Annotated in this window: 24 protein-coding genes; 17 read left to right on the top strand and 7 right to left on the bottom strand. The window is 74.4% G+C overall.

Annotated elements, in window-relative coordinates:
* Entirely contained in the window at positions 1-699 is a 699-nt protein-coding gene (locus tag ACIQMJ_RS17385; protein ID WP_499761979.1) for a tetratricopeptide repeat protein, read from the bottom strand.
* 68 nt (positions 700-767) lie between these two features.
* On the opposite strand from ACIQMJ_RS17385, the gene ACIQMJ_RS17380 reads away from it, so the two are divergent.
* Positions 768-908, top strand: a complete 141-nt coding sequence (locus ACIQMJ_RS17380; protein ID WP_499761978.1) for a hypothetical protein — start codon at positions 768-770, stop codon at positions 906-908.
* A gap of 136 nt (positions 909-1,044) precedes the next feature.
* Here ACIQMJ_RS17380 and ACIQMJ_RS17375 read toward each other — a convergent pair whose 3' ends face one another.
* Positions 1,045-2,703 carry an AfsR/SARP family transcriptional regulator gene (locus ACIQMJ_RS17375; RefSeq protein WP_499761977.1) on the bottom strand — a complete coding sequence of 553 codons (1,659 nt, stop codon included), beginning with the start codon at positions 2,701-2,703 and terminating at the stop codon, positions 1,045-1,047.
* A gap of 138 nt (positions 2,704-2,841) precedes the next feature.
* Between ACIQMJ_RS17375 and ACIQMJ_RS17370 the strand changes: the two genes are divergently transcribed.
* Complete coding sequence (locus ACIQMJ_RS17370; RefSeq protein ID WP_499761976.1) at positions 2,842-3,372, top strand: AAA family ATPase; 531 nt, start codon at positions 2,842-2,844, stop codon at positions 3,370-3,372.
* 72 nt (positions 3,373-3,444) lie between these two features.
* On the opposite strand, the gene ACIQMJ_RS17365 is transcribed toward ACIQMJ_RS17370, so the two are convergent.
* Positions 3,445-4,617 (bottom strand): ROK family protein, encoded by a 1,173-nt coding sequence (locus tag ACIQMJ_RS17365; protein WP_499761975.1) that lies wholly within the window; start codon positions 4,615-4,617, stop codon positions 3,445-3,447.
* A 61-nt stretch (positions 4,618-4,678) separates the two neighbouring features.
* On the opposite strand from ACIQMJ_RS17365, the gene xylA reads away from it, so the two are divergent.
* Positions 4,679-5,815, top strand: coding sequence for a xylose isomerase (xylA, locus tag ACIQMJ_RS17360; protein ID WP_499761974.1), 1,137 nt, complete (start codon positions 4,679-4,681; stop codon positions 5,813-5,815).
* Positions 5,815-7,194 (top strand): xylulokinase, encoded by a 1,380-nt coding sequence (locus ACIQMJ_RS17355; RefSeq protein ID WP_499761973.1) that lies wholly within the window; start codon positions 5,815-5,817, stop codon positions 7,192-7,194. Before xylA ends, ACIQMJ_RS17355 begins: the two co-directional genes overlap by 1 nt.
* Before the next feature lie 51 nt (positions 7,195-7,245).
* Here the strand turns inward: ACIQMJ_RS17355 and ACIQMJ_RS17350 are convergent, their stop codons facing one another.
* Entirely contained in the window at positions 7,246-8,142 is an 897-nt protein-coding gene (locus ACIQMJ_RS17350) for an aminoglycoside phosphotransferase family protein (protein ID WP_499761972.1), read from the bottom strand.
* A gap of 95 nt (positions 8,143-8,237) precedes the next feature.
* On the opposite strand from ACIQMJ_RS17350, the gene ACIQMJ_RS17345 reads away from it, so the two are divergent.
* Positions 8,238-8,849, top strand: coding sequence for a flavodoxin family protein (locus tag ACIQMJ_RS17345; RefSeq protein ID WP_499761971.1), 612 nt, complete (start codon positions 8,238-8,240; stop codon positions 8,847-8,849).
* A gap of 7 nt (positions 8,850-8,856) precedes the next feature.
* Here ACIQMJ_RS17345 and ACIQMJ_RS17340 read toward each other — a convergent pair whose 3' ends face one another.
* Positions 8,857-9,645 carry a ZIP family metal transporter gene (locus tag ACIQMJ_RS17340; protein WP_499762455.1) on the bottom strand — a complete coding sequence of 263 codons (789 nt, stop codon included), beginning with the start codon at positions 9,643-9,645 and terminating at the stop codon, positions 8,857-8,859.
* Between ACIQMJ_RS17340 and ACIQMJ_RS17335 the strand changes: the two genes are divergently transcribed.
* A complete protein-coding gene (locus tag ACIQMJ_RS17335; protein WP_499761970.1) occupies positions 9,644-10,651 on the top strand; it encodes an NAD-dependent epimerase/dehydratase family protein in 1,008 nt (335 codons plus the stop codon). The two genes, ACIQMJ_RS17340 and ACIQMJ_RS17335, sit on opposite strands and share 2 nt — an antisense overlap.
* A gap of 6 nt (positions 10,652-10,657) precedes the next feature.
* On the opposite strand, the gene ACIQMJ_RS17330 is transcribed toward ACIQMJ_RS17335, so the two are convergent.
* Positions 10,658-10,903 (bottom strand): DUF6480 family protein, encoded by a 246-nt coding sequence (locus ACIQMJ_RS17330; RefSeq protein WP_499761969.1) that lies wholly within the window; start codon positions 10,901-10,903, stop codon positions 10,658-10,660.
* 76 nt (positions 10,904-10,979) lie between these two features.
* Between ACIQMJ_RS17330 and ACIQMJ_RS17325 the strand changes: the two genes are divergently transcribed.
* Genes ACIQMJ_RS17325 through ACIQMJ_RS17310 form a run of 4 tightly spaced genes read left to right on the top strand, consistent with a single transcriptional unit; the run spans position 10,980 to position 13,045 of the window.
* Positions 10,980-11,552: a nucleotidyltransferase family protein gene (locus ACIQMJ_RS17325; RefSeq protein ID WP_499761968.1), complete on the top strand. Its 573-nt coding sequence runs from the start codon at positions 10,980-10,982 to the stop codon at positions 11,550-11,552.
* Positions 11,549-11,797: a BON domain-containing protein gene (locus ACIQMJ_RS17320; protein WP_073895388.1), complete on the top strand. Its 249-nt coding sequence runs from the start codon at positions 11,549-11,551 to the stop codon at positions 11,795-11,797. The genes ACIQMJ_RS17325 and ACIQMJ_RS17320 overlap by 4 nt, the downstream gene beginning before the upstream one ends.
* Positions 11,794-12,522 carry a metallophosphoesterase family protein gene (locus ACIQMJ_RS17315; RefSeq protein ID WP_499761967.1) on the top strand — a complete coding sequence of 243 codons (729 nt, stop codon included), beginning with the start codon at positions 11,794-11,796 and terminating at the stop codon, positions 12,520-12,522. The genes ACIQMJ_RS17320 and ACIQMJ_RS17315 overlap by 4 nt, the downstream gene beginning before the upstream one ends.
* 4 nt (positions 12,523-12,526) lie before the next feature.
* The gene (locus ACIQMJ_RS17310) at positions 12,527-13,045 is read left to right on the top strand and encodes a hypothetical protein (protein WP_499761966.1); all 519 of its coding nucleotides are present in this window, start codon (positions 12,527-12,529) and stop codon (positions 13,043-13,045) included.
* A 496-nt stretch (positions 13,046-13,541) separates the two neighbouring features.
* On the opposite strand, the gene ACIQMJ_RS17305 is transcribed toward ACIQMJ_RS17310, so the two are convergent.
* Positions 13,542-14,060 (bottom strand): SRPBCC family protein, encoded by a 519-nt coding sequence (locus ACIQMJ_RS17305; RefSeq protein ID WP_499761965.1) that lies wholly within the window; start codon positions 14,058-14,060, stop codon positions 13,542-13,544.
* Between the two features lie 146 nt (positions 14,061-14,206).
* Between ACIQMJ_RS17305 and ACIQMJ_RS17300 the strand changes: the two genes are divergently transcribed.
* The 7 genes from ACIQMJ_RS17300 to ACIQMJ_RS17270 are packed head-to-tail and all read left to right on the top strand — an operon-like array spanning position 14,207 to position 20,338.
* The gene (locus ACIQMJ_RS17300; protein WP_499761964.1) at positions 14,207-14,722 is read left to right on the top strand and encodes a D-glycero-alpha-D-manno-heptose-1,7-bisphosphate 7-phosphatase; all 516 of its coding nucleotides are present in this window, start codon (positions 14,207-14,209) and stop codon (positions 14,720-14,722) included.
* A complete protein-coding gene (locus tag ACIQMJ_RS17295) occupies positions 14,719-15,711 on the top strand; it encodes a glycosyltransferase family 9 protein (RefSeq protein ID WP_499761963.1) in 993 nt (330 codons plus the stop codon). The genes ACIQMJ_RS17300 and ACIQMJ_RS17295 overlap by 4 nt, the downstream gene beginning before the upstream one ends.
* Entirely contained in the window at positions 15,708-16,601 is an 894-nt protein-coding gene (locus tag ACIQMJ_RS17290) for a glycosyltransferase (protein WP_499761962.1), read from the top strand. Before ACIQMJ_RS17295 ends, ACIQMJ_RS17290 begins: the two co-directional genes overlap by 4 nt.
* A complete protein-coding gene (locus ACIQMJ_RS17285) occupies positions 16,598-17,803 on the top strand; it encodes a glycosyltransferase (protein WP_499761961.1) in 1,206 nt (401 codons plus the stop codon). The genes ACIQMJ_RS17290 and ACIQMJ_RS17285 overlap by 4 nt, the downstream gene beginning before the upstream one ends.
* Complete coding sequence (locus ACIQMJ_RS17280) at positions 17,800-18,375, top strand: D-sedoheptulose-7-phosphate isomerase (protein ID WP_499761960.1); 576 nt, start codon at positions 17,800-17,802, stop codon at positions 18,373-18,375. Before ACIQMJ_RS17285 ends, ACIQMJ_RS17280 begins: the two co-directional genes overlap by 4 nt.
* Complete coding sequence (rfaE2, locus tag ACIQMJ_RS17275; RefSeq protein WP_499761959.1) at positions 18,372-19,658, top strand: D-glycero-beta-D-manno-heptose 1-phosphate adenylyltransferase; 1,287 nt, start codon at positions 18,372-18,374, stop codon at positions 19,656-19,658. Before ACIQMJ_RS17280 ends, rfaE2 begins: the two co-directional genes overlap by 4 nt.
* Positions 19,658-20,338 carry an SDR family oxidoreductase gene (locus tag ACIQMJ_RS17270; RefSeq protein WP_499761958.1) on the top strand — a complete coding sequence of 227 codons (681 nt, stop codon included), beginning with the start codon at positions 19,658-19,660 and terminating at the stop codon, positions 20,336-20,338. The genes rfaE2 and ACIQMJ_RS17270 overlap by 1 nt, the downstream gene beginning before the upstream one ends.
* Positions 20,339-20,450: the final 112 nt, after the last annotated feature.

Here is a 20,450-nt window from a genome sequence, read left to right as displayed (position 1 = left end):
TCAAGGGCTTGCCGCGCGTGCAGGACGGCCGCACCGGCGGGTGCGGTGCGGGCCAGCGCGGTGAGCGCCTTGGCTTCGACCACGCGGTACCCGGCCCGGCGCGCGATGGCCAGCGCCTCCTCGGCCCGGCCCAGCCCGATCAGCGCCTCGGCCTCCAGGAAGTCGTCCCCGGTCGTTGTGCACGGCGGCGAGCGTGGTCAAGTTGCCCTCCTCGGCCACCCGCGCGCCGATCTCGCGGCGCATGCGCAGCGCCTCGGTCAGGTACGCGGTCGCCCAGTCCGGGTCGCCGCGCGTGTGCCACAGCTCGCCGAGGTTGCCCTTGGCCAGCGCGATGGCCTGCGGCGCGCGGGCGTCGTCGCTGAGCCGCAGCGCCTCGGTGAAGTACTCGGTCGACTCGGCCAGCCTGCCCAGCTGCCACGCCACGATGGCCAGGTTGTTCAGGCCCGCGAGCCGGCCCGCGACCAGGCCGTTGCGGCGGTCGAGGTCGACGGCGCGGGCGAAGTGCTCGGCGGCCTCGGCGAGGTGCCCGGACTGGCGGTGGATGCCGCCGAGGTTGTTGTGCGCCGACGCCTGGCCGTCCGGCCAGCCGCCCTCCTCGGCCAGCCGCAGCGCCCGCGTCGAGTGCTCGATCGCGGCGGCGTGCTCGGCGCGCAGGAACCGCAGGTTCGCCAGGCTCAGCTCGGCTGCGGCCTGCGCCACCGGCTCGTCCTCGGCCTGGGCGGCGCGCAGCGCGCTGCTCGGCGGCGTGCAGCACGGCGGCCACCAGGTTGGCGCGTTCGGCGTCCAGCCAGGCCGACGCCTGGTTCTCGTGCTCGAACAGCGCGGGCGGCGGCGGTCCGGGCAGCCGGGACATGTCCGGGTACAGCACGGCGGCCGAGGCCAGCGCCCGGTCCCGGTACCAGTCGTAGAGGCGGCGGACGGCCTCGTCCCGCCGGTCGTCGGTCTCCTCGGCGGCCGCTCGTTCCCGCGCGTACAAGCGCAGCAGGTCGTGCGCCGAGAACCGGCCCGCGTCCTCGCGCAAGAGGTGCGCGTCGGTCAACGCGGTCAGCAGCTCGCGAGCACGCGGCACGGGCACGTCGGCCGTGGCCGCCGCCGCCTCGACGTCGAAGTCCCGACCGGGGATGAGGCCGACCAGCCGGAACAACCTCCGTGCCGGCGCGGGCAGCGCGCTGTAGGACAGGTCGAACGCGGCCCGCACGGCGGTGTCCTCGTCGGCGTGCAGGGCGGTGAAGCGGTTGCCGCGGCGCAGCTCGGCGACGTGGTCGGCGATCCGGCCGCCCGCGTGGTGGGCGGCGGTGATGCGCAACGCCAGCGGCAGGTGCGCGCACAGGGCGGCCAGCTCCGCGGTCGCCTCCGGCTCGGCCGCGGTGCGGTCCGGCCCGAGCAGCCGGCCCGGCAGCTCGACCGACTCGGCCGGCGTGAGCACGTCCAGCGCGATGCGGCCCGCGCCCTCCCGGGCCACCAGGCCGCCATCCGGTCCCGGCTGGTGACCACGACGAGGCAGCCGGAGCCGCCGGGCAGCAGGGGGCGGACCTGGTCGGCGCTCGCCGCGTCGTCCAGCACCACGAGCACCGCGCGGTCGGCCGGCGTGCTGCGGTACAGGGCGGTGGCCTCGTCCAGGTCCGGCGGCACCCGTTCGGGCGGCACGCCCAGGGCGTGCAGGAAGCGGGAGAGCACTTCGAGCGGGCGTCGGGGCGGCAGGGCGCCGTACCCGCGCAGGTCGGCGTAGAGCTGGCCGTCGGGGAACAGCTCGCGCGCCCGGTCCGCCCAGTACACGGCCAAGGCGGTCTTGCCGACGCCCGCCGTGCCCGCGATGGCGGAGATGACGACCGTCGCGCCCGCCCGGTCGTCCCGGGCCCGGACCGCCTGGCGGTCGAGTTCCCGCAGCGCCGCGCGGCGGCCGGTGAAGTCGGGGACGGCGGCCGGGGGCCGGCGCGGCACGACGGCGGAGGGCAGCAGCGGCGCGCGGTCCAGCGCCCGGTCGGCGCGCAGGATCTCCACGTGCAGGCGCTTGACGGCGGGGGAGGGCTCGATGCCCAGTTCGGCGGCCAGCGCCTCGCGCAACGACCGGTAGGCGGCCAGCGCCTCGGCCTGCCGCCCGGTGCGGTAGCGGGCGAGCATGAGCTGGGCCCACAGCCGTTCCCGCAGCGGGTGCTGCCCGGTGAGGGCGGACAGCTCGCCGCACAGCTCCGCTTCCTGGCCCAGGGCCAGGCGGGCGTCGACGTTGTCCTCCTGCACGGCGAGCCGCAGCTCCTCAAGCACGGTGACGCGCGGCCGGACGAGCTCCGGCACCGGCAGGCCGTCCAGCGCCGGGCCGCGCCACAGGCCGAGCGCGCGGGTCAGCCGTTCGGTGGCCACGTCGAACCTCTTGTCCCGCAACGCTTCCCGGCCCTCGGCGACCAGGTCCTCGAACCGGGTCGCGTCCAGGGCGTCCCGGTCGACGCGCAGCACGTAGCCGTCGGGTCGGGTGTCGATCACGGCTCCGCCGTCGCGCAGCAGGCGGCGCAGGTCGGAGAGGTAGGTCTTGAGGTTCGCGCCGGCCGAGCGGGGCAGGGCCTCCGGCCACAACGCGTCGCTGAGGGCGTCGGCGGAGGTGGGTGTGCCGTCGCGGAGCAGCAGGACGGCGAGCAGGACGCGTTCCTTGCGGCGGGAGGGTGCTATCAGCCGGTTCGCGCCGTCGCGAACCTCCAGCGGACCCGGCAACCCCGAAACGCACAGGACACAGCGTAGTGATTCCGGTACACGGCGGTGTGTACCCCGGCGTGTACCGGTGATCGGCAGGATGTGTGGTGCGGGGGCGGTGACCAGGGGGCACCGTCCCCCGCCGCTAGGCTCGGCGGGGTGCCCCGCCTGATCGCCCTGAACGGCCCACCGGGATGCGGCAAGTCGACGATCGCGCGCCGTTACGCCGAGGACCACCCGCCCGCGCTGGCGCTGGACGTGGACCGGGTGCGCGACCTGATCGCCGGTGACCCGGGCGAAGCGGGCCGCTTGGCGCGGGACATCGCCATCGCCGCCGCCCGCGTGCACCTGACGTCCGGCCACGACGTGGTCGTGCCCCAGTTCCTGGGCCGCCCGGAGTTCCTGGACCGCCTGTCCGCCCTGGCCGCCGAGCTCGGCGTGCCCTACTACGAGGTCGTCCTGCACGACTCCCGCGAGAACGCGATCCGCCGCTTCGCCGAGCGCGGCACCGTCCGGGCCACCCCCGCCGAGCTGTCCGCGATGTACGACAACCTGCAAACCGTCATCGCTGCCCGTCACCCCTACGTGATCCACTCCGTCGAGGGTGACCCAACTCACACCTACCACGCCCTGCTGTCCCACCTGAACGCAGAACTCGCGGGACCTGAGCGTTCGACTCTCGGGGCCTGAACGTTCGACTCACGCGAGAGTCCTACGTTCAGCACCCGCGAGTCGAACGCTCAGGACCCCCGAGTTCTGCGTTCAGGACAGGGCGGAGGTCACGTAGGGGTCGGGGTCGGCGAGGATCGCGCGGACGGCGGTGGTGGCGGCGCCGCGCATCGCGGCCTCCGCGCCCAGCGACGACGCGACCACGCGGACGGGCGACCACTCGGCGCTCACCACGCGACGGTCCAGCTCCGCGTGCAGCGGCTCCTGCAACCACGGCTCCAACCGCGCGTACGTCCCGCCCAGCACCACGGTCGGCAGGTCCAGCAGGTTCACCGCCCCGGACAGCGCCACGCCCAGCCACCGCGCCGCCGAGCGCACCGCCGTCGTGGCCGTCCGGTCACCCGCCGCGAGCCGCGCCAGCAGCTCGTCCACCCCCGGCACGCCCGCCGCGCGCACGATCTCGTCCTGCCCCGCCAGCCGCTCCAGGCACCCCCGCGACCCGCACGCGCACGCCGGCCCGCGCGGGTCGACCGACAGGTGCCCGATCTCGCCGCCGAACCCGGACACGCCCTCGAACAGCGCCCCGCCCACGACGATGCCCGCGCCGATGCCGATCTCACCCGAGATGTGCAGGAAGTCCGTCGCCACGTCCCCGTGCCACAGCTCGGCCAGCGCGGCCAGGTTCGCCTCGTTGCCCACCAGCACCGGCACGTCCAGCGCCAGCCGGCGGGTCAGCTCGCCCCGGATGTCGACCTCGCGCCAGCCCAGGTTCGGCGCGAGCCGCAACGACCCGCCCGCCACCTCCACCAGGCCGGGCACGGCCACGCCCACCCCGCCGATCGGCACGTCCTGCCTGGTCGCCGTGCGCACCGCCGTCGCCACCTTGGCCAGCACCCGGGCCGGGCTGGACGCGCGGTTGTCGCTGGGCCGCACCCACCGCGCCCGCACCCGCCCGGTGAGGTCGACCAGGCACGTGGCCAGGTAGTCGACCCCGATCTCGACGCCGAGCCCGTGCGGCCCGGTGGGGGACAGGTGCAGCGCCGTGCCGCGCCGCCCCGGGCCGGACCTGGCCTGCGCCTCGCCCTCGGCGACGAGCCCCGCGCCGATCATCCGGTCGACGAGGCTGGACACGGTCGCCTTGGTCAGTCCGGTGCGGGCGGCCACGGCGGCGCGCGACGACCCGGGGGCCTCGGCGATGGCGTCGAGCACCAGTGCGGAGTTGTGCCGTCGCACGGTGTGCTGGCTCGCGGGCTGTGGTCTGGACACCACTGGATACTAGCGGCTGAGTGCGATAAGTTCAGGCATCAAACTTATTGGAGGTGCCCTCGTGGACAAGTTCAGCTTCGGCCTGTGGACGGTCGGCTGGCCGGGACGCGACCCGTTCGGCGACGCGACCCGCCCCCCGCTCGACGTGCCGTTGGCGGTGCGCAAGCTCTCGGAGCTCGGTGCGTGGGGCATCACGTTCCACGACGACGACCTGTTCCCCTTCGGCTCGGACGCGGCCGAGGTCGGCAAGCGGGTCTCCGCCTTCCGGGCGGCGTTGGACGAGACCGGCATGGTCGTGCCCATGGTGACCACCAACCTGTTCACCCACCCGGTGTTCAAGGACGGCGGCTTCACCAGCAACGACCGCTCGGTGCGCCGGTTCGCGCTGCGGAAGGTGCTGCGCAACCTGGAGCTGGCGGCCGAGCTCGGCGCGCAGACCATCGTCATGTGGGGTGGTCGTGAGGGCTCCGAGGTCGACGCGGGCAAGCCCGTGGCCGCCGCCCTCGACCGCTACCGCGAGGCCGTCGACACGGTCGCGCAGTACTCGGTCGACCAGGGCTACGGCTTCCGCTTCGCGCTGGAGCCCAAGCCCAACGAGCCCCGCGGCGACATCCTGCTGCCGACGATCGGGCACGCCTTGGCGTTCATCTCGACGCTGGAGCACCACGAGCTGTTCGGCGTGAACCCCGAGGTCGGCCACGAGCAGATGGCGGGCCTCAACTTCGTGCACGGCATCGGCCAGGCGCTGTGGCAGGGCAAGCTCTTCCACATCGACCTCAACGGCCAGAAGGGCCCGCGCTACGACCAGGACTTCGTGTTCGGCCAGGGCGACCTGCTGTCCGCGTTCTTCCTGGTCGACCTGCTGGAGAACGGCGGTTACGACGGCCCCCGGCACTTCGACTACAAGCCGCTGCGCACCGAGGACTTCGACGGCGTGTGGGAGAGCGCCGCGGCCAACATGCGCACCTACAAGCTCCTGCGCGAGCGGGCGGCGGCGTTCCGCGCCGACCCCGAGGTGCAGGAGGCCATGAAGTACAGCGGCGTGTACGAGCTGGCCGAGCCCACCCTGAACGAGGGCGAGTCGATCGCCGACTTCCTCAAGGGCGAGGACTTCGACCCGTCCACCGCCGCCGAGCGCGGCTTCGGGTTCGTGCGCCTGGCGCAGCTGGCGACCGAGCACCTGCTGGGCGCGCGCTGATGGCGCTCGTCGCGGGCGTCGACTCGTCCACCCAGTCCTGCAAGGTTGTGGTGCGCGACGCGGACACCGGCGCCCTTGTTCGGCAAGGGCGTGCGGCGCACCCGACGGGCACCGAGGTGCATCCCTCCGCCTGGTGGGACGCGCTCCAGACGGCCATCGCGGACGCGGGCGGCCTGGACGACGTGGCCGCCGTGTCGGTGGCCGCGCAGCAGCACGGCATGGTCACGCTCGACGAGGCGGGCGAGGTCGTCCGGCCCGCGCTGCTGTGGAACGACACCCGTTCCGCGGGGGCGGCGGCCGAGCTCACCGCCGAGCTGGGCGGTCCGGACGAGTGGGCCGAGGCGATCGGCAGCGTCCCGGTCGCCTCGCTCACGGTGACCAAGCTGCGGTGGCTCGCGACCAACGAGCCGGAGTCCGTCGCCCGCACGGCGGCGGTCTGCCTGCCGCACGACTGGCTGACGTGGAAGCTGTCCGGCGGCACGTCGCTGGACGCGCTGACCACCGACCGCAGCGACGTCAGCGGCACCGGCTACTGGTCTCCGTCCACAGAGGACTACCGGCCGGACCTGCTCGAACTGGCCCTGGGCAAGGTCGTCGCGCTGCCGCGCGTGGTCGGCCCGGCGGACCTGGTCGGCGGTCGGTACGGCGCGGGCGCGGGCGACAACGCGGCCGCGGCCCTCGGCGTGCAGGCGCAGCCGGGTGACGTGGTGGTGTCCATCGGCACGTCCGGCACGGCGTTCGCGCGCTGGCCGAACCCCGTTGCCGACGGCACCGGCATCGTCAACGGCTTCGCCGACGCGGAAGGCGGCCACCTGCCGCTCGTGTGCACCCTCAACGCGTCACGGGTGCTCACGTCCACGTCGTCGGTGCTGGGCGTCGACCTGGCGGACCTGTCGGACCTGGCCCTGAGCGCGCCCGCGGGCGCCGACGGGCTCGTGTTCGTGCCGTACCTGGAGGGGGAGCGGACGCCGAACAAGCCCGACTCCACCGGTGCGCTGCACGGCATGCGGCTGGACACCATGACCCCGGGGCACCTGGCGCGCGCCGCGGTCGAGGGCCTGCTGTGCAGCCTGGCGGACGCGATCGACGCGTTGCGCGCGCTGGGCATGCCGGTCGAGCGGGTGCTGCTGATCGGCGGCGGGGCGCGCATGCCCGCCGTGCAGCAGCTCGCGCCCGCCGTCTTCGGCTGCCCTGTCCTGGTGCCGTCGCCGAGCGAGTACGTGGCCGACGGCGCGGCCAGGCAGGCGGCGTGGGCGGTCGGCGGCGCGGACACCCCGCCGCTGTGGTCGGACCTGGCGTCGACCTCGGTCGAGGCCGAGCCGACTCCGTGGGTGCGGGAGCGCTACGCCGCCGCCCGCGACCTGACCGTCAACCGCTGAACCGAGCAAGAAGGGGCGCCTCCGGCCGCGGGGGCGCCCCTTCTTCCCTTCTCACGGCGCGTCGCCGAGCACTTCCGCGACCACGTGCCGCTGCACGTCCGCCTGTTCCGGGCCGGTCGCGCCGGCCAGCGTGATGAGGGCCTTCCACAGCGCCCAACCCCGGGCCCGCGCCCACGTGGCGTCGTCCAGCCCCACCGCCTCGCGGAACGCCTCCCGGCTCTCCCCGGAGAACATCGTGTACGCGATCACCAGGTCGCACGCCGGGTCGCCGACCCCGGACGTGCCGAAGTCGATCACCGCGGTCAACGTGCCGCTGTCGTCGACCAGCAGGTTGCCGTGCGCGATGTCGCCGTGGAACCAGACCGGCGGCCTGGACCACTCCGGCGCGCGCAACGCGTCCTCCCACACCGCCGTCGCCCGTGCGACGTCGACACGACCGTCCAGCACGGCCAGCGCGCGCCGCGTCCCGTCGTCGTAGTGGCCCGGTGACGCGCCCCGGTGGAAGCTGTGCGCGCCCGCCGCCGGCCCGCCCGTCGCGTCCACGCGCTGCAACGCGCGGATGAAGTCGGCGACCGACAGCGCGAACGCCACCAGGTCCCCGACCCGCTCGGGTGACGCCGTGCGCCCGTCCAGCCACCGCCGCACCGACCAGGGGAACGGGTAACCCTCGCCGGGCACGCCCAGGCCCAGCGGCACGGGCACCGGCACCGGCAACGACGGCGCGAGCACCGGCAGCCACCGGTGCTCCTTCCCGACGGCCGGCACGTACCCCTCGGCGGTCGGCAGCCGCACCGTCATGTCGTCGCCCAGCCGGTACGTGCGGTTGTCCCACCCGTCCACCTCGACCGGCGTCACGGGCAGCCCGGCCCACTGCGGGAACTGGCGCGCGAGCAGCCGCTGGACCAGTGCGGCGTCGATGCCGGCGCGCCCGTCGGGGATGTCGACCACGGGCCCGAGCCTTCACACCCCCGGGCGGCCTCGGCAACGCATTTTCACCGCGGCGGCGGGTACCCGGTGGCCGACCGGACGCGGAGGTGCCCGTGATGAGGGCCGTGGTGCTCAACTGCTCGTTGAAGAAGTCGCCCGAGGGGTCCAACACGCAGTTGTTGGCCGACGTCGTGGTCGAGGCGCTGGAGCAGCGCGACGTCGAGGTGCGGACGTTCCGGGTGGCGGACCACGACGTGCCGCCCGGTGTCGTCACCGATCTGGGTGACGGGGACGAGTGGCCGGTGATCCACGAGGCGCTGCTGGACGCCGAGATCCTGGTCGTCGCCACGCCGACGTGGGTGGGGCACCCGTCGTCCATCGCGCAGCGCGTGATCGAGCGGATGGACGCGATGATCTCCGAGCAGGACGACGAGGGCCGCCCGGTCGCCTGCAACCGCGTCGCGGGCGTGGTGGTGACCGGCAACGAGGACGGCGCGCACCACGTGATCAGCGAGGTGGCCGGCGCACTGGGGGACATCGGCTACACCATCCCCGGCCAGGCGTGGACCTACTGGAACATGGGCCCGGGACCGGGCCCGGACTACCCGGACACCGACCACGGCCACGAGTGGTCGCGCAGCACGGGCCGAGCCATGGCCGCCAACCTCCACGCCGTCGCCACGGCGCTGGCCAGGTCCCCGATCCCCGCGCCGCCGTCGTCGGGCTGACCGCCGCTCAGACGTGCGACAGGGCGAAGGCGCTCAGGAAGCCCGCCACCGTGACCACGCCGACCAGCAGGTGGGCGTCGTCGAACGCCTCGGGGATCATGGTGTCGGCCACCATCGACAGGATCGCGCCACCGGCGAACGCCGTGATCGCGGCCAGCCACTGCGGCGCGGCGCCGGCCAGCAGGCCGTACCCGGCCATCGACGCCAGGCCGCTCACCACGGCGATGGCGATCCACAGGCCGAACACGTACCGCCGCGACCGGCCGGCCCGCCGCATGCCCGCGGCCGACGACAGGCCCTCCGGCACGTTGCTGATGAACACCGCCGCCACGGTCACCACGCTCACGCCGCCGCCGCTCAGCAGGCTCGCGCCGATCACCACCGACTCGGGGATGCCGTCCAGCAGCGCGCCGACCGCGATCGCCGTGCCCGACCCGCTCTGCTCCGACTCCGACGGCTGCAACCCGCCCGAGCGCTTCCGGTGCCGCGCGCCCCGCTTGGCCAGCGCCACGTTCGCCGCCGTGTAGACCAGCGCGCCCAGGGCGGCGCCCAGCGCCGTGGCCAGCAGCCCGCCCAGCTCGTGCGCCTCGGCGATCAGGTCGAACGACACCGCCGACATCAGCACGCCGCTGCCGAACCCCATCACGGCGGCCACCACGCCGCGCGGCACCCGCGCCAGGTAGCCCACCAGCGCCCCGACCAGCAGCGCCGACCCGGCCAGCAACCCCCACCCCGCCGCCTCCAGCACCCGACCTCCCCGTGTCGCACCCGGCCCGCGCGGGTACCCGACCGCCATGAGGATCGTCGTCACCGGCGCCACCGGCAATCTGGGCACCGCCCTGCTGCGCCGTCTCGCCGACGAACCGGACGTCGCCGTGCACGGAATCTCCCGCCGCGCGCCCGAGGTGGAACCGCCCTACGACACCATCAGCTGGACCCCGGTCGACATCAGCCGCGAGGGCGCGGAGGAACCGCTGGCCGAGGCGTTCCGCGACGCCGACGCGGTCGTCCACCTGGCCTGGCTCATCCAGCCGAGCCACGACGAACGGCTCCTCTACCGCACCAACGTCGCGGGCAGCGACCGCGTGTTCACCGCCGCCGCGAAGGCGGGCGTGCCGCACCTGGTCCACATGTCGTCCGTCGGCGCGTACTCGCCGGCCGCGAAAGACCACACCGTGGACGAGAGCTGGCCGACCGACGGCCTGGTGAACTCCTACTACAGCCGGCACAAGGCCGCCGTCGAGCACCTGCTGGACCAGGTGGAGCGCGACCACCCCCGGCTCGCCGTCACCCGCGTCCGCCCCGGTCTGGTCCTGCAACCGGACGCCGCCGCCGAGATCAAGCGCTACTTCCTCGGCCCGCTCGTCCCGCACGCCCTGTTCCGGCTCAAGCTGCCCGTGCTGCCCCTTCCGCGCGCGATGGTGCTCCAGTTCGTGCACGCGGACGACGTGGCCGACGCCCTCGCCCGCATCCTCACCACCCGCGCGGAGGGCGCGTTCAACCTGGTGTCCGAGCCGGTCATGACGCCGCAGGTGCTCGCGGAGGTCATGGGCGCGCGGCACGTGCCGATCCCCCCGGCCGCCCTGCGCACCGCGGCCCGGGTGAGCTGGCACCTGCGCCTGCAACCGACCTCGCACGGCTGGGTCGACCTGGCCCTCACCGTGCCGCTGCTGGACGCCACCAAGGCGTTCACCCGGCTCGGCTGGGCGCCCCGGCACAACGCGCGCGACACCCTCCGGCAACTGCTCGACGGCCTGGCCCGCAAGGAGGGCCTGGCCCCGAGCCCGCCGCTGCGGCCCTGACCCGCGTCAGGACCCCTCGAACAGGTTCGTCCAGCCCATCACCTGCGCCACCACGAACGCCACCGTCAGCAGCGTGATGACCAGCACGGCCACCAGCGTGATGATCGGGCCGCGCCGCGACGGCATCGGCTGCGGGTGCGACAGGCCGGAGGTCTGACCGGAGTCGGGCGGTGTCTCGCCGGGCGCGACCCCGCCACCGGGCTCCAGTCCGGGGGTGCGGGCCGGGTCCGGGTCGGGCGGTGTGGCAGTCATACCGAGTGGACTACCCCGTGTCGACGTGACTACCCGCCGCCGTGTGAACACCCAGCCGTACGGGTAGTCACCACGCATGAGCGGTGTCCAAGACGAGCTGCTGCGCACGTTGACCAAAGTCGCCAAGGCCCTGCGCGCGCAAGAGATCCCGTTCGCCCTCGCGGGCGGGTGCGCGGTGTACGCCAGAGGTGGGCCCGCGACCGAACACGACGTCGACATCCTGGTGCGGGAACAGGACGCCGGCGAGGCGGTGAGAGCGCTCGTGTCGGCGGGCATGCGCGCCGCGACACCTCCCGAGGACTGGCTGTTGAAGGTCTACGACGGCGATTCGCTGGTGGACCTGCTGTTCCGGCCCAACGAGGTCCCGGTGACCGACGAGACGCTGTCCCGCGCCGAAGAGCTCCAGGTCGGCTCGGTGGTCCTGCCCGTCATGCCCGCCACCGAGGTGCTGATCGGCAAGCTGCTCGTCCTCGACGGGCATCGCTGCGACTTCAGCGAGCTGCTGCCGTTCGCCCGCGCGCTGCGCGAGCAGATCGACTGGGAGCGCGTCCGCGAAGCCACCAAGCACTCGCCGTACGCCGAGGCGTTCCTCGTGCTGGTCGAACGCCTCGACCTGCTGCCCGCCCCGCTGACCAGGAGCGTCCCATGACCGCAGAGCAATACCTCGCCGCCCGGCTGCGCCAGGCGCTGGCCGAGGACCCGCGCACCACCGAGCTGGGCGTGCGGGTCACCGTGCGCGGCGACCACGTGCTGCTGTCCGGTGACGTGGCCAGCCCCGAGCGCCGCGCCGAGCTCGAAGCCGTGATCCACGACGTGGCCCCGGAGCTGACCGTGCTCGACGACGTGAAAGTGGTGCCGTCCGAAGCCCCGGTCGGCCGAGAGGAGCTTCGATGATCCGCATCGCCGCGGTGGGTGACGTGCACCTGGGCGAGGACGCGCGCGGGCGGTTGCGGCCCGCGTTGGAGGAGCTCGGCGACTGCGCCGACGTGCTGCTGCTGGCCGGTGACCTGACCCGGCACGGCACGGTGTCCGAGGCGCGGGTGGTCGCCGACGAGTTCGGAGGGCTGCCGGTGCCCGTGGTCGCGGTGCTGGGCAACCACGACCACCACGACGACAAGCCGCACGAGGTGACCGCCGTGCTGCGCGACGCGGGCATCACCGTGCTGGAGGGCGAGGCCACCACCATCGGCGTGAACGGCCACACGTTGGGCGTCGCCGGGGTGAAGGGCTTCGGCGGCGGGTTCGCGGGCAAGTGCGGCAGCGCGTTCGGCGAGCCGGAGATGAAGGCGTTCATCCGGCACACCACCGAGATCGCCGACTCCCTGCGCACCGCCCTGGGCACCCTCGACACCGACGTGAAGGTGGCGTTGACGCACTACTCGCCGGTGCCGGACACGTTGCGCGGCGAGCCGCCGGAGATCTACCCGTTCCTCGGCTCGTACCTGCTGGGCGAGGCGATCGACGCGAACGGCACGCACCTGGCCGTGCACGGGCACGCGCACTTCGGCAACGAGCACGGCATGACGCCCGGCGGCGTGCGGGTGCGCAACGTGGCACAACCGGTCATCCGATCGGCATACACCGTGTACTGCGTGGAACCCGCAGTGGTGGAGGTGTAGCCGCATGGACGAGGAACCGAGGAGCGAGGGCCCGTCGGTGGTGTGGGCCGGCCCGCCCGACGCGCCCGCCGTGGTCGTGCTCGACCCGGCCGGCGTCGGCCGGCACGGCGACCTGCCCGGCACGTGGCGGCCGTTGACGGAGCACCTCCAGGTGATGTGGTGCCGGCTGCCCGCGACGGACGAGCCGTGGCACGAGGTGGACGAGGTGCTGTCCGAGTTCGCGGACCGGGCCGTGCCGGTGCACCTGGTGGCGGGCGCGGCGGCGGGCTCCGGCGTCGGCGACCTGATCCGCCGGCACGAGGACCTGATCAGCTCCGCCCAGACCTTCGCCGCCCCCGTGCCGCTGGGGCACCCGGAGGTGGTGCTGGAGGTGCTGCGGGAGCTGCTGGACCGGGACGTGGAACCCGAGGTGGGCGAGCGGCCGGCGAACGGCAGCCCCGAGACGGGTTCGCTCCTCGGTGACGCGGCTTCGGCGCTGCGGCGTTCGGTGGGACAGCTGTTCGAGCGGCTGAAGGACGGCTGACCGCCGCACGCCATGCCCGGAGAGGCCCGCGGACCCGCCCGCGGGCCTTTCGCATGCCTGAGGGGGCGAGAGGGAGGGACATCTCGCCACGAACGGGCAGATGGTCAGCCGCACGGCGGCGGGCAGGGCGCGGGGGTGCAGGGCGCGGGCCAAGCGGTGCGGGTGAGCGGTGCAGTGCGCTGCGGCCGACGAGGAGCACGCAACTGAGGGTGACGGTGCGGGGAGTGGAGCCGAGAAGGAGCGGCCGGCCGGTGCGGCGGGGACCGAGCGGGAGCGGGTGGCCGGGGTGGGCAGCGGTGGGATGAGCGCAGGTGTGGTCCCGGCAGGTGGCAGTCGGGCGGCGCCGGCGGTGGTGGTCGGGCACGCGAAGAGCCCCGCGGCCGGGGCCGCGGGGCTCTTCGGTCAACCGTGTCCGGTCAGCTGCCGTCCACGGGCGGTCGGGGGCGGGGGATCGGGGGGTCCGACCAGCTCCGTCGCCACGGGACCGCCCGGGTGCTCATCGCAGCGGGTCTCCCGGACGGCCCGCGTCGGGCAGGTCGTGGCGGGTCTCACCGGCCTGCGGCGGGCGGCTCACGTCGCCGCGCCACGCGCCGGTCTCCGCGCCGCGCCCCTCGATGAACTCCTTGAACCTCTCCAGGTCGCCCTTCACCCGGTGGTCGACCAGGCCGACCGCCGCGCCGGCCTTCTCGGTCAGCGTCTGCGGGTCGTACTCCATCTGCACGTGCACCCGCGTGCGGCGGTCGTCGAGCCGGTGGAACGTCACCACACCACCCTGCGGCGGACCGTCGACCGTGTGCCAGGCGACCCGCTCGTCCGGGTGCTGCTCGGTGATCTCCGCGTCGAACTCCCGCGTCACCCCACCGATCTTGGTGACCCAGTGGGTCCGGGTGGGAGTGACCTGGGTGATGCGCTCGACGCCCTCCATGAACCGCGGGAACGACTCGAACTGCGTCCACTGGTTGTACGCGGTCGTGACCGGGACCTCGACGTCCACGGACTTCTCGATCGTCGTCACTGCAAACAACCTCTCCTCGGGAATCGAGTTCGCACCTCGGATACCCACCAACCCCGTTCCCACACACATGTTCACCGCATCGGTGGTGACGGACAGTAGCGCTTCCGAACGTGTTTGCTTCTCCTCCCACCGGCTAACTCTCCTCTGTGGACCAGTACCCCGACGCGGTTCTCTTCGACCGCGACGGCACGTTGATCAGCGACGTGCCCTACAACGGCGACCCGGACCGGGTGCGCCCGATGCCCGGCGCGCGCGACGTTCTGCGCCTGCTGCGCGCTCACGGGGTCCGCACGGGTGTGGTCACCAACCAGTCCGGCATCGGCCGCGGCCTGCTGACGCGCGAGCAGGTGGACGCGGTGAACGCGAGGGTCGAGGTCCTGCTGGGCCGGTTCGGCACCTGGCAGATCTGCCCGCACCACCCCGACGACGGCTGCCCGTGCCGCAAACCCGCGCCCACCATGATCCTCCGCGCGTGCGAGGCCCTCGGCGCGCGGCCCGAGCGCACCTGCTTCATCGGCGACATCGAAGCGGACGTCAAAGCGGCCCTGGCCGCGGGCGTCACGCCGATCCTCGTGCCGACCCCGGTCACCCTGCCCGACGAGGTCGACCGCGCGCCGCACACGGCGCCCGACCTCCGCTCCGCGGTGGCGATGGTCCTATGAGGACGCTCGTGGCCCGGCTCGACAACGACGGCGACGTGCTGCTCGCCGGTCCTGCGGTGCGCGCCGCCGCGCACGCGGGCGAGGTCGTGCTGCTGTGCGGCCACTCCGGCGCGCAGGCGGCCGAGCTGCTGCCCGGCGTGCAGCGGGTCGTGCGCTGGGACTGCCCGTGGATCGCCAACCCGGCCCCGGACGTCCGCACACCGGACATCGAGGGGATCGTGGCCCTGCTCAAAGGGGTCCGCGCCGACGTCGCCCTGATCCTCACCTCCTTCCACCAGAGCCCGCTGCCGCTCGCGCTGCTGCTGAAGCTCGCCGGCGTGCCGAAGGTCGTGGCCCGCTCCACGGACTACCCCGGCTCGTTGCTGGACGTCCGGCTGCGCGACGACCCGGACGTCCCGGAGGCCGAACGGGCGCTGGAAGTCGCACGGGCCGCCGGTTTCGAGCTGCCGCCCGGCGACGACGGCCGGCTGGCGATCGTCGACCCGCCGGAGCCGGACGAGATCGGCCCGTACGTCGTCGTGCACCCCGGCGCGTCCGTGCCCGCCCGCGCCTGGTCGCCGGACCGGTGCGCGCAAGCCGTCACCGCGCTCGCCGGGGCCGGGCACCGCGTGCTGGTCACCGGGGGCCCGAACGAGACCGAGCTGACCAGGCACGTGGCCGGCGCGCACGGCGTGGACCTCGGCGGTCGCACGACGTTCGCCGAACTGGCCGGGCTGCTGGCCCGCGCGGACGCCGTCGTGGTCGGCAACACCGGGCCCGCGCACCTGGCCGCCGCGGTCGGCACGCCCGTCGTGTCCCTGTTCTCTCCCGTGGTGCCCGCCCGCCGGTGGGCGCCGCACGGGCCGCACGTGTTGCTGGGCGACCAGGACGCTCCGTGCCGCGACTCGCGCGCACGCGAGTGCCCGGTGCCCGGCCACCCGTGCCTTGACCTGGTGACGCCCGACCGGGTCGTCACCGCCGTAGCCGAACTCGCGGGGGTGCGGACGTGAAGATCCTGCTGTGGCACGTGCACGGCTCGTGGACGAACGCGTTCGTCCGGGGCGGTCACGAGTACCTGATCCCGGGGCCGCCCAAGGGCATCGGCCTGGCCGGGCGCGACTGGCCCGCCGCGCGCGAGGTCGACGTGGCCGGGGCGGCTCTGTCCGATGTGGAGGCCGACATCGCGGTGCTCCAGCGGCCCGAGGAGGTCGGCCTGGTCCCGACCGGCATCCCGGTCGTGTACCTGGAGCACAACACGCCCAAGTACCCGAACCAGGCCCACCCGCTCAAGGACTGGCCGGGCACGATCGTCCACGTCACCCACTTCAACGACCTGATGTGGGACTGCGGCACCGCGCGCACGGTCGTCATAGAGCACGGAGTGGTCGATCCAGGACCTCTCTACACCGGTGAACTGCCCCGGGCCGCGGTCGTGGTCAACGACCCGGTGCGCCGCGGTCGCGCGGTCGGCACCGACCTGCTGCCCCGCTTCGCCGAGGCCGCGCCGCTGGACGTCTACGGCATGAAGACCGAGAAGCTCGGCGACATGGGGCGCGGCGACCACGACCTGGCGTCGCTGCACCGGGAACTGGCCCTGCGACGCCTCTACCTGCACCCGGTGCGGTGGACGTCGCTGGGGCTGTCGCTGATCGAGGCGATGCACCTGGGGATGCCCGTGGTGGCGCTGGCGTGCACGGAGGTCGTGCGCGCCGTGCCGCCGGAGGTCGGCGTGGTGTCCACCGACGTGGACGAGCTGGTGCGGGCCGTGGCCGAGCTGGTCGCCGACCCCGCGCTGGCCAAGCAGAGGGGGAAGCAGGCCAGGGAGTTCGCCTTGGCCCGGTACGGCCTCGACGCGTTCCTGCGGAGTTGGGACCGGTTGTTGACAGGAGTGAGCGGATGAGGATCGCGATGGTGTCCGAGCACGCCAGCCCGTTGGCCGCGCTGGGTGGCGTCGACGCGGGCGGGCAGAACGTGCACGTCGCCGCCTTGTCGGCGGCGCTGTCGGCTCTCGGGCACGACGTGGTGGTCCACACCCGTCGCGACGACCCGGGCCTGCCCGAGCGGGTGCGCACGGAGCAGGGCTACGACGTGGTGCACGTGCCGGCCGGACCGGCCCGCGCCGTGCCCAAGGACGAGCTGCTGCCGCACATGGGCGACTTCGCCCGGTTCCTGGAGCAGCAGTGGTTCGAGGACCGGCCCGACGTCGTGCACGCGCACTTCTGGATGTCCGGGCTGGCCTCGGTGCTGGCCGCGCGCAAGGTCGGCGTGCCCGTCGTGCAGACCTTCCACGCCCTGGGCACGGTCAAGCGCCGCCACCAGGGCGCGGACGACACCAGCCCGGCCGAGCGCATCGGCATCGAGCGGATGATCGGACGTGAGGCCGACCGGATCGCCGCGACGTGCGACGACGAGGTGACCGAGCTGATGCGCATGGGCGTGCAGCGGTCGCGGATCTCCGTCGTGCCGTGCGGGGTGGACCCGGCGCGGTTCCGGCCCGAGGGCCCGGTCGACCGCCGCCGCCACCCGCACCGGATCGTCTCCGTCGGGCGGTTGGTGCCGCGCAAGGGCTTCCAGGACCTGATCACCGCGTTGCGGTCGCTCCCGGACACCGAGCTGGTCATCGCGGGCGGCCCGGTGGACGTCGAGTCCGACCCGGAGGCGCGCCGGCTGGCCGCGCACGCGGAACGCCACGGCGTGCGCGACCGGCTGTGGCTGGCGGGGCAGGTGTCGCGGGACGCGATGCCGGAGCTGCTGCGCTCGGCCGACGTGGTCGCGTGCGTGCCCTGGTACGAGCCGTTCGGCATCGTGCCGCTGGAGGCCATGGCGTGCGGCGTGCCGGTGGTGGCCAGCGCGGTCGGCGGCCTGACCGACACCGTCGTGGACGGCGTCACGGGCGTGCTGGTGCCGCCGCGCGACCCGGCCGCGCTCTGCCGCGCCCTCCGCTCGCTGCTGCTGGACGAGGCGCGTCGGGAGGCGTGCGGGCTGGCGGGCCTGGACCGGGTCGGCGTGCGCTACACGTGGAACCGGATCGCCGAGGACACCGAACGCGTCTACGAGCGGGTCACGGCGGGTCGGGCCGTGGCCGTGGGAGGCACGCGATGACCGTCGAGACCCACCTGAACGGACTGGCCCAGTCGCTGGCCGGGCTGCGCGCCCAGGCGCCGCGGCTGACCCGCTGGGGCGGTGTGCTGGCCCGCAGGCTCAGCGACGGCGGTCGGCTGCTGGCGGCCGGCAACGGCGGGTCGGCCGCCGAGGCGCAGCACCTCACCGCCGAGCTCGTCGGCCGGTTCCGCGACGACCGGCGGCCGTTCTCGGCGATCGCGCTGTGCTCGGAGTCCTCCAGCGTGACCGCGATCGGCAACGACTACGGCTACGACCAGGTGTTCGCCCGCCAGGTCACCGCGCACGCCCGGCCGCAGGACGTGGTCGTGCTGCTGACCACCAGCGGGCGCAGCCCGAACCTGATCGAGGCGGCGAAGGCGGGCCGGGAGGCGGGCGCGCACGTGTGGGCGATGACGGGCCCGACCCCGAACCCGCTGGCGGAGGTGGTGGACGAGGTGCTGGCGCTGCCCGGTGAGCCCGCGAACGTGCAGGAAGCCCAGCTGGTGGCCGTGCACGCGCTGTGCGCCGCCTTCGAAGCGGCGCTGCCCGCGTCGGAACGGAGGGTGTCGTGAAGCTGGTCGTCGTCGGCGACTCGTTGTTGGACATCGACGTCGTGGGCACGGCCGACCGGCTGTGCCCGGACGCGCCCGCGCCCGTGCTCGACGTCCGGGAGGAACGCGCCCGGCCCGGTGGCGCGGGACTGGCCGCCGCCCTGGCCGCCGCGGACGGCGTCGACGTCACGCTGGTCAGCGCGGTGGCCGACGACGAGGACGGCCACCGCCTGCGCGGCGAGCTGGCCCGCGTCCCGTCCGTGCTCGGACCGTCGCCCGCGCCCACCCCGGTCAAGACCCGGCTGCGGTGCGGCGACCAGTCGATCGCCCGGCTGGACCGGGGCGGCGGCCCCGGCGTGCCGACGGCCACCGACGACATGCTCGACGCCGTGCTGGAGGCCGACTACGTCCTGGTCTCCGACTACGGCCGCGGCCTGGTCCGCGACGAACGGCTGCGCGGCGTGCTCGCCCGCCGCCCCGTCGTGTGGGACCCGCACCCGCGCGGCCCGGCCCCGGTGCCGGGTGCGCGCCTGGTGACGCCGAACGCGTCCGAGGCCAAGGCGTTCAGCGGTCACGCCGACCCGATGGACGCGCTCGACGCGCTGCGCGCCAAGTGGCGGGCGCGAGCGGTGGTCGTGACGCTCGGCGCGGACGGCGCGCTGCTGCACGGCGGCGGCACGCCGGTCGCCGTGCCCGCGCCGCGCGTCCCCGTGGTCGACCCGTGCGGGGCGGGGGACCGGTTCGCGGTGACGGTCGCCGCGCGGCTCATGGGCGGCGCGGCGATGGACGACGCGATCGCCGCCGGCGTCACGTCGGCCGCCGCGTTCCTGCGCGACGGCGGCGCGTCCGGCTTCCGGCCGGTCGACCGGTTGTCCACTGTGGACGCGGTACGCGCGCGCGGCGGCACGGTCGTCGCCACCGGCGGCTGCTTCGACCTGCTGCACGCGGGCCACGTCCGCACCCTGCGCGCCGCCCGGTCGCTCGGCGACTGCCTGGTGGTGTGCCTGAACTCCGACGCGTCCGTGCGCCGGCTCAAGGGCCCGGACCGGCCGGTCACCCGGGAGCAGGACCGGGTCGAGGTGCTGCGCGCGCTGGGCTGCGTGGACGACGTGGTCGTGTTCGAGGACGACACGCCGGAGCGCGTGCTGGCCGCCCTGCGCCCGGACGTGTGGGTCAAGGGCGGCGACTACACCGTGGAGTCGTTGCCGGAAGCGGACCTGGTCAAGGGGTGGGGTGGGCGGACCGTCGTCGTGCCCTACCACCGGGGCCGTTCCACCACTGAGATGCTGTCGAGGAGGGGCTGATGCTCGGCCAGGTGTTGGTGACCGGAGGCGCGTCCGGCTTGGGCGCGGCCGTGGTGCACGCGGTGCACGAGTTGGGCGGGCAGCCGCTGGTGCTGGACAAGGCCGCGCCGGCGTCGTCGGAGGTGGCCGACTTCGAGTCGGTCGACCTGTCCGACACCAGGGCGGCGGAACGCGCGGTGAAGGCCATCGCCGAGCGCAACGGCGGCCTGCGGGCCGTCGTCACGGCGGCGGGCACGGACGCGTGCGGCCGGCTGGACGAGGTGTCCGGCGCGGACTGGGACCGGGTGGTGATGGTGAACCTGCTCGGCACCGCAGCCGTGGTGCGGGCGGCGCTGCCCATGCTGGACGGCGGCCGGGTGGTGACCATCGCGTCCACCCTCGGCATCAAGGCGGTCAGCGACGCCACCGCGTACTGCGCCTCGAAGTTCGGCGTGGTCGGCTTCACCCGGGCGCTGGCGGCGGAGACCACGGGCCGGGTCGGCGTCACGCTGGTGATCCCCGGCGGCATGCGCACCCACTTCTTCGACGACCGGGCCGAGCAGTACCGGCCGCCGGACGACAGCAAGCTGAACCCGCCCGAGCGGGTCGCCGACGCGATCGTGTTCGCGCTGCGCCAACCCGAGGGGTGCGAGGTGCGGGAGCTCGTGGTCGCGCACGCGGAGGAAGGGTCGTGGCCGTGACGTCCCGGCCCGACACCGGGAGGCCGCTCGCCCGCGGGTGACCGGGTGCAGCCGCGGAGAAGGCGGAGTCGTTCGCGCAGGTGTGGTGGCGGGCGGCCCCGCGGGTCGTGCT

This window comes from Actinosynnema sp. NPDC091369 (assembly GCF_044757065.1).
In the GTDB taxonomy this organism is placed as follows: Bacteria; Actinomycetota; Actinomycetes; order Mycobacteriales; family Pseudonocardiaceae; genus Actinosynnema.
This window is presented reverse-complemented; position numbering and strand designations above follow the sequence as displayed.

Coding starts and splice junctions, on each gene's coding strand:
- ACIQMJ_RS17355 (WP_499761973.1), top strand. CDS start 5,815: ATGGCGCTCGTCGCGGGCGTCGACTCGTCCACCCAGTCCTGCAAGGTT.
- ACIQMJ_RS17345 (WP_499761971.1), top strand. CDS start 8,238: ATGAGGGCCGTGGTGCTCAACTGCTCGTTGAAGAAGTCGCCCGAGGGG.
- ACIQMJ_RS17335 (WP_499761970.1), top strand. CDS start 9,644: ATGAGGATCGTCGTCACCGGCGCCACCGGCAATCTGGGCACCGCCCTG.
- ACIQMJ_RS17340 (WP_499762455.1), bottom strand. CDS start 9,645: ATGGCGGTCGGGTACCCGCGCGGGCCGGGTGCGACACGGGGAGGTCGG.
- ACIQMJ_RS17330 (WP_499761969.1), bottom strand. CDS start 10,903: ATGACTGCCACACCGCCCGACCCGGACCCGGCCCGCACCCCCGGACTG.
- ACIQMJ_RS17325 (WP_499761968.1), top strand. CDS start 10,980: ATGAGCGGTGTCCAAGACGAGCTGCTGCGCACGTTGACCAAAGTCGCC.
- ACIQMJ_RS17320 (WP_073895388.1), top strand. CDS start 11,549: ATGACCGCAGAGCAATACCTCGCCGCCCGGCTGCGCCAGGCGCTGGCC.
- ACIQMJ_RS17315 (WP_499761967.1), top strand. CDS start 11,794: ATGATCCGCATCGCCGCGGTGGGTGACGTGCACCTGGGCGAGGACGCG.
- ACIQMJ_RS17310 (WP_499761966.1), top strand. CDS start 12,527: ATGGACGAGGAACCGAGGAGCGAGGGCCCGTCGGTGGTGTGGGCCGGC.
- ACIQMJ_RS17295 (WP_499761963.1), top strand. CDS start 14,719: ATGAGGACGCTCGTGGCCCGGCTCGACAACGACGGCGACGTGCTGCTC.
- ACIQMJ_RS17285 (WP_499761961.1), top strand. CDS start 16,598: ATGAGGATCGCGATGGTGTCCGAGCACGCCAGCCCGTTGGCCGCGCTG.
- ACIQMJ_RS17280 (WP_499761960.1), top strand. CDS start 17,800: ATGACCGTCGAGACCCACCTGAACGGACTGGCCCAGTCGCTGGCCGGG.
- ACIQMJ_RS17270 (WP_499761958.1), top strand. CDS start 19,658: ATGCTCGGCCAGGTGTTGGTGACCGGAGGCGCGTCCGGCTTGGGCGCG.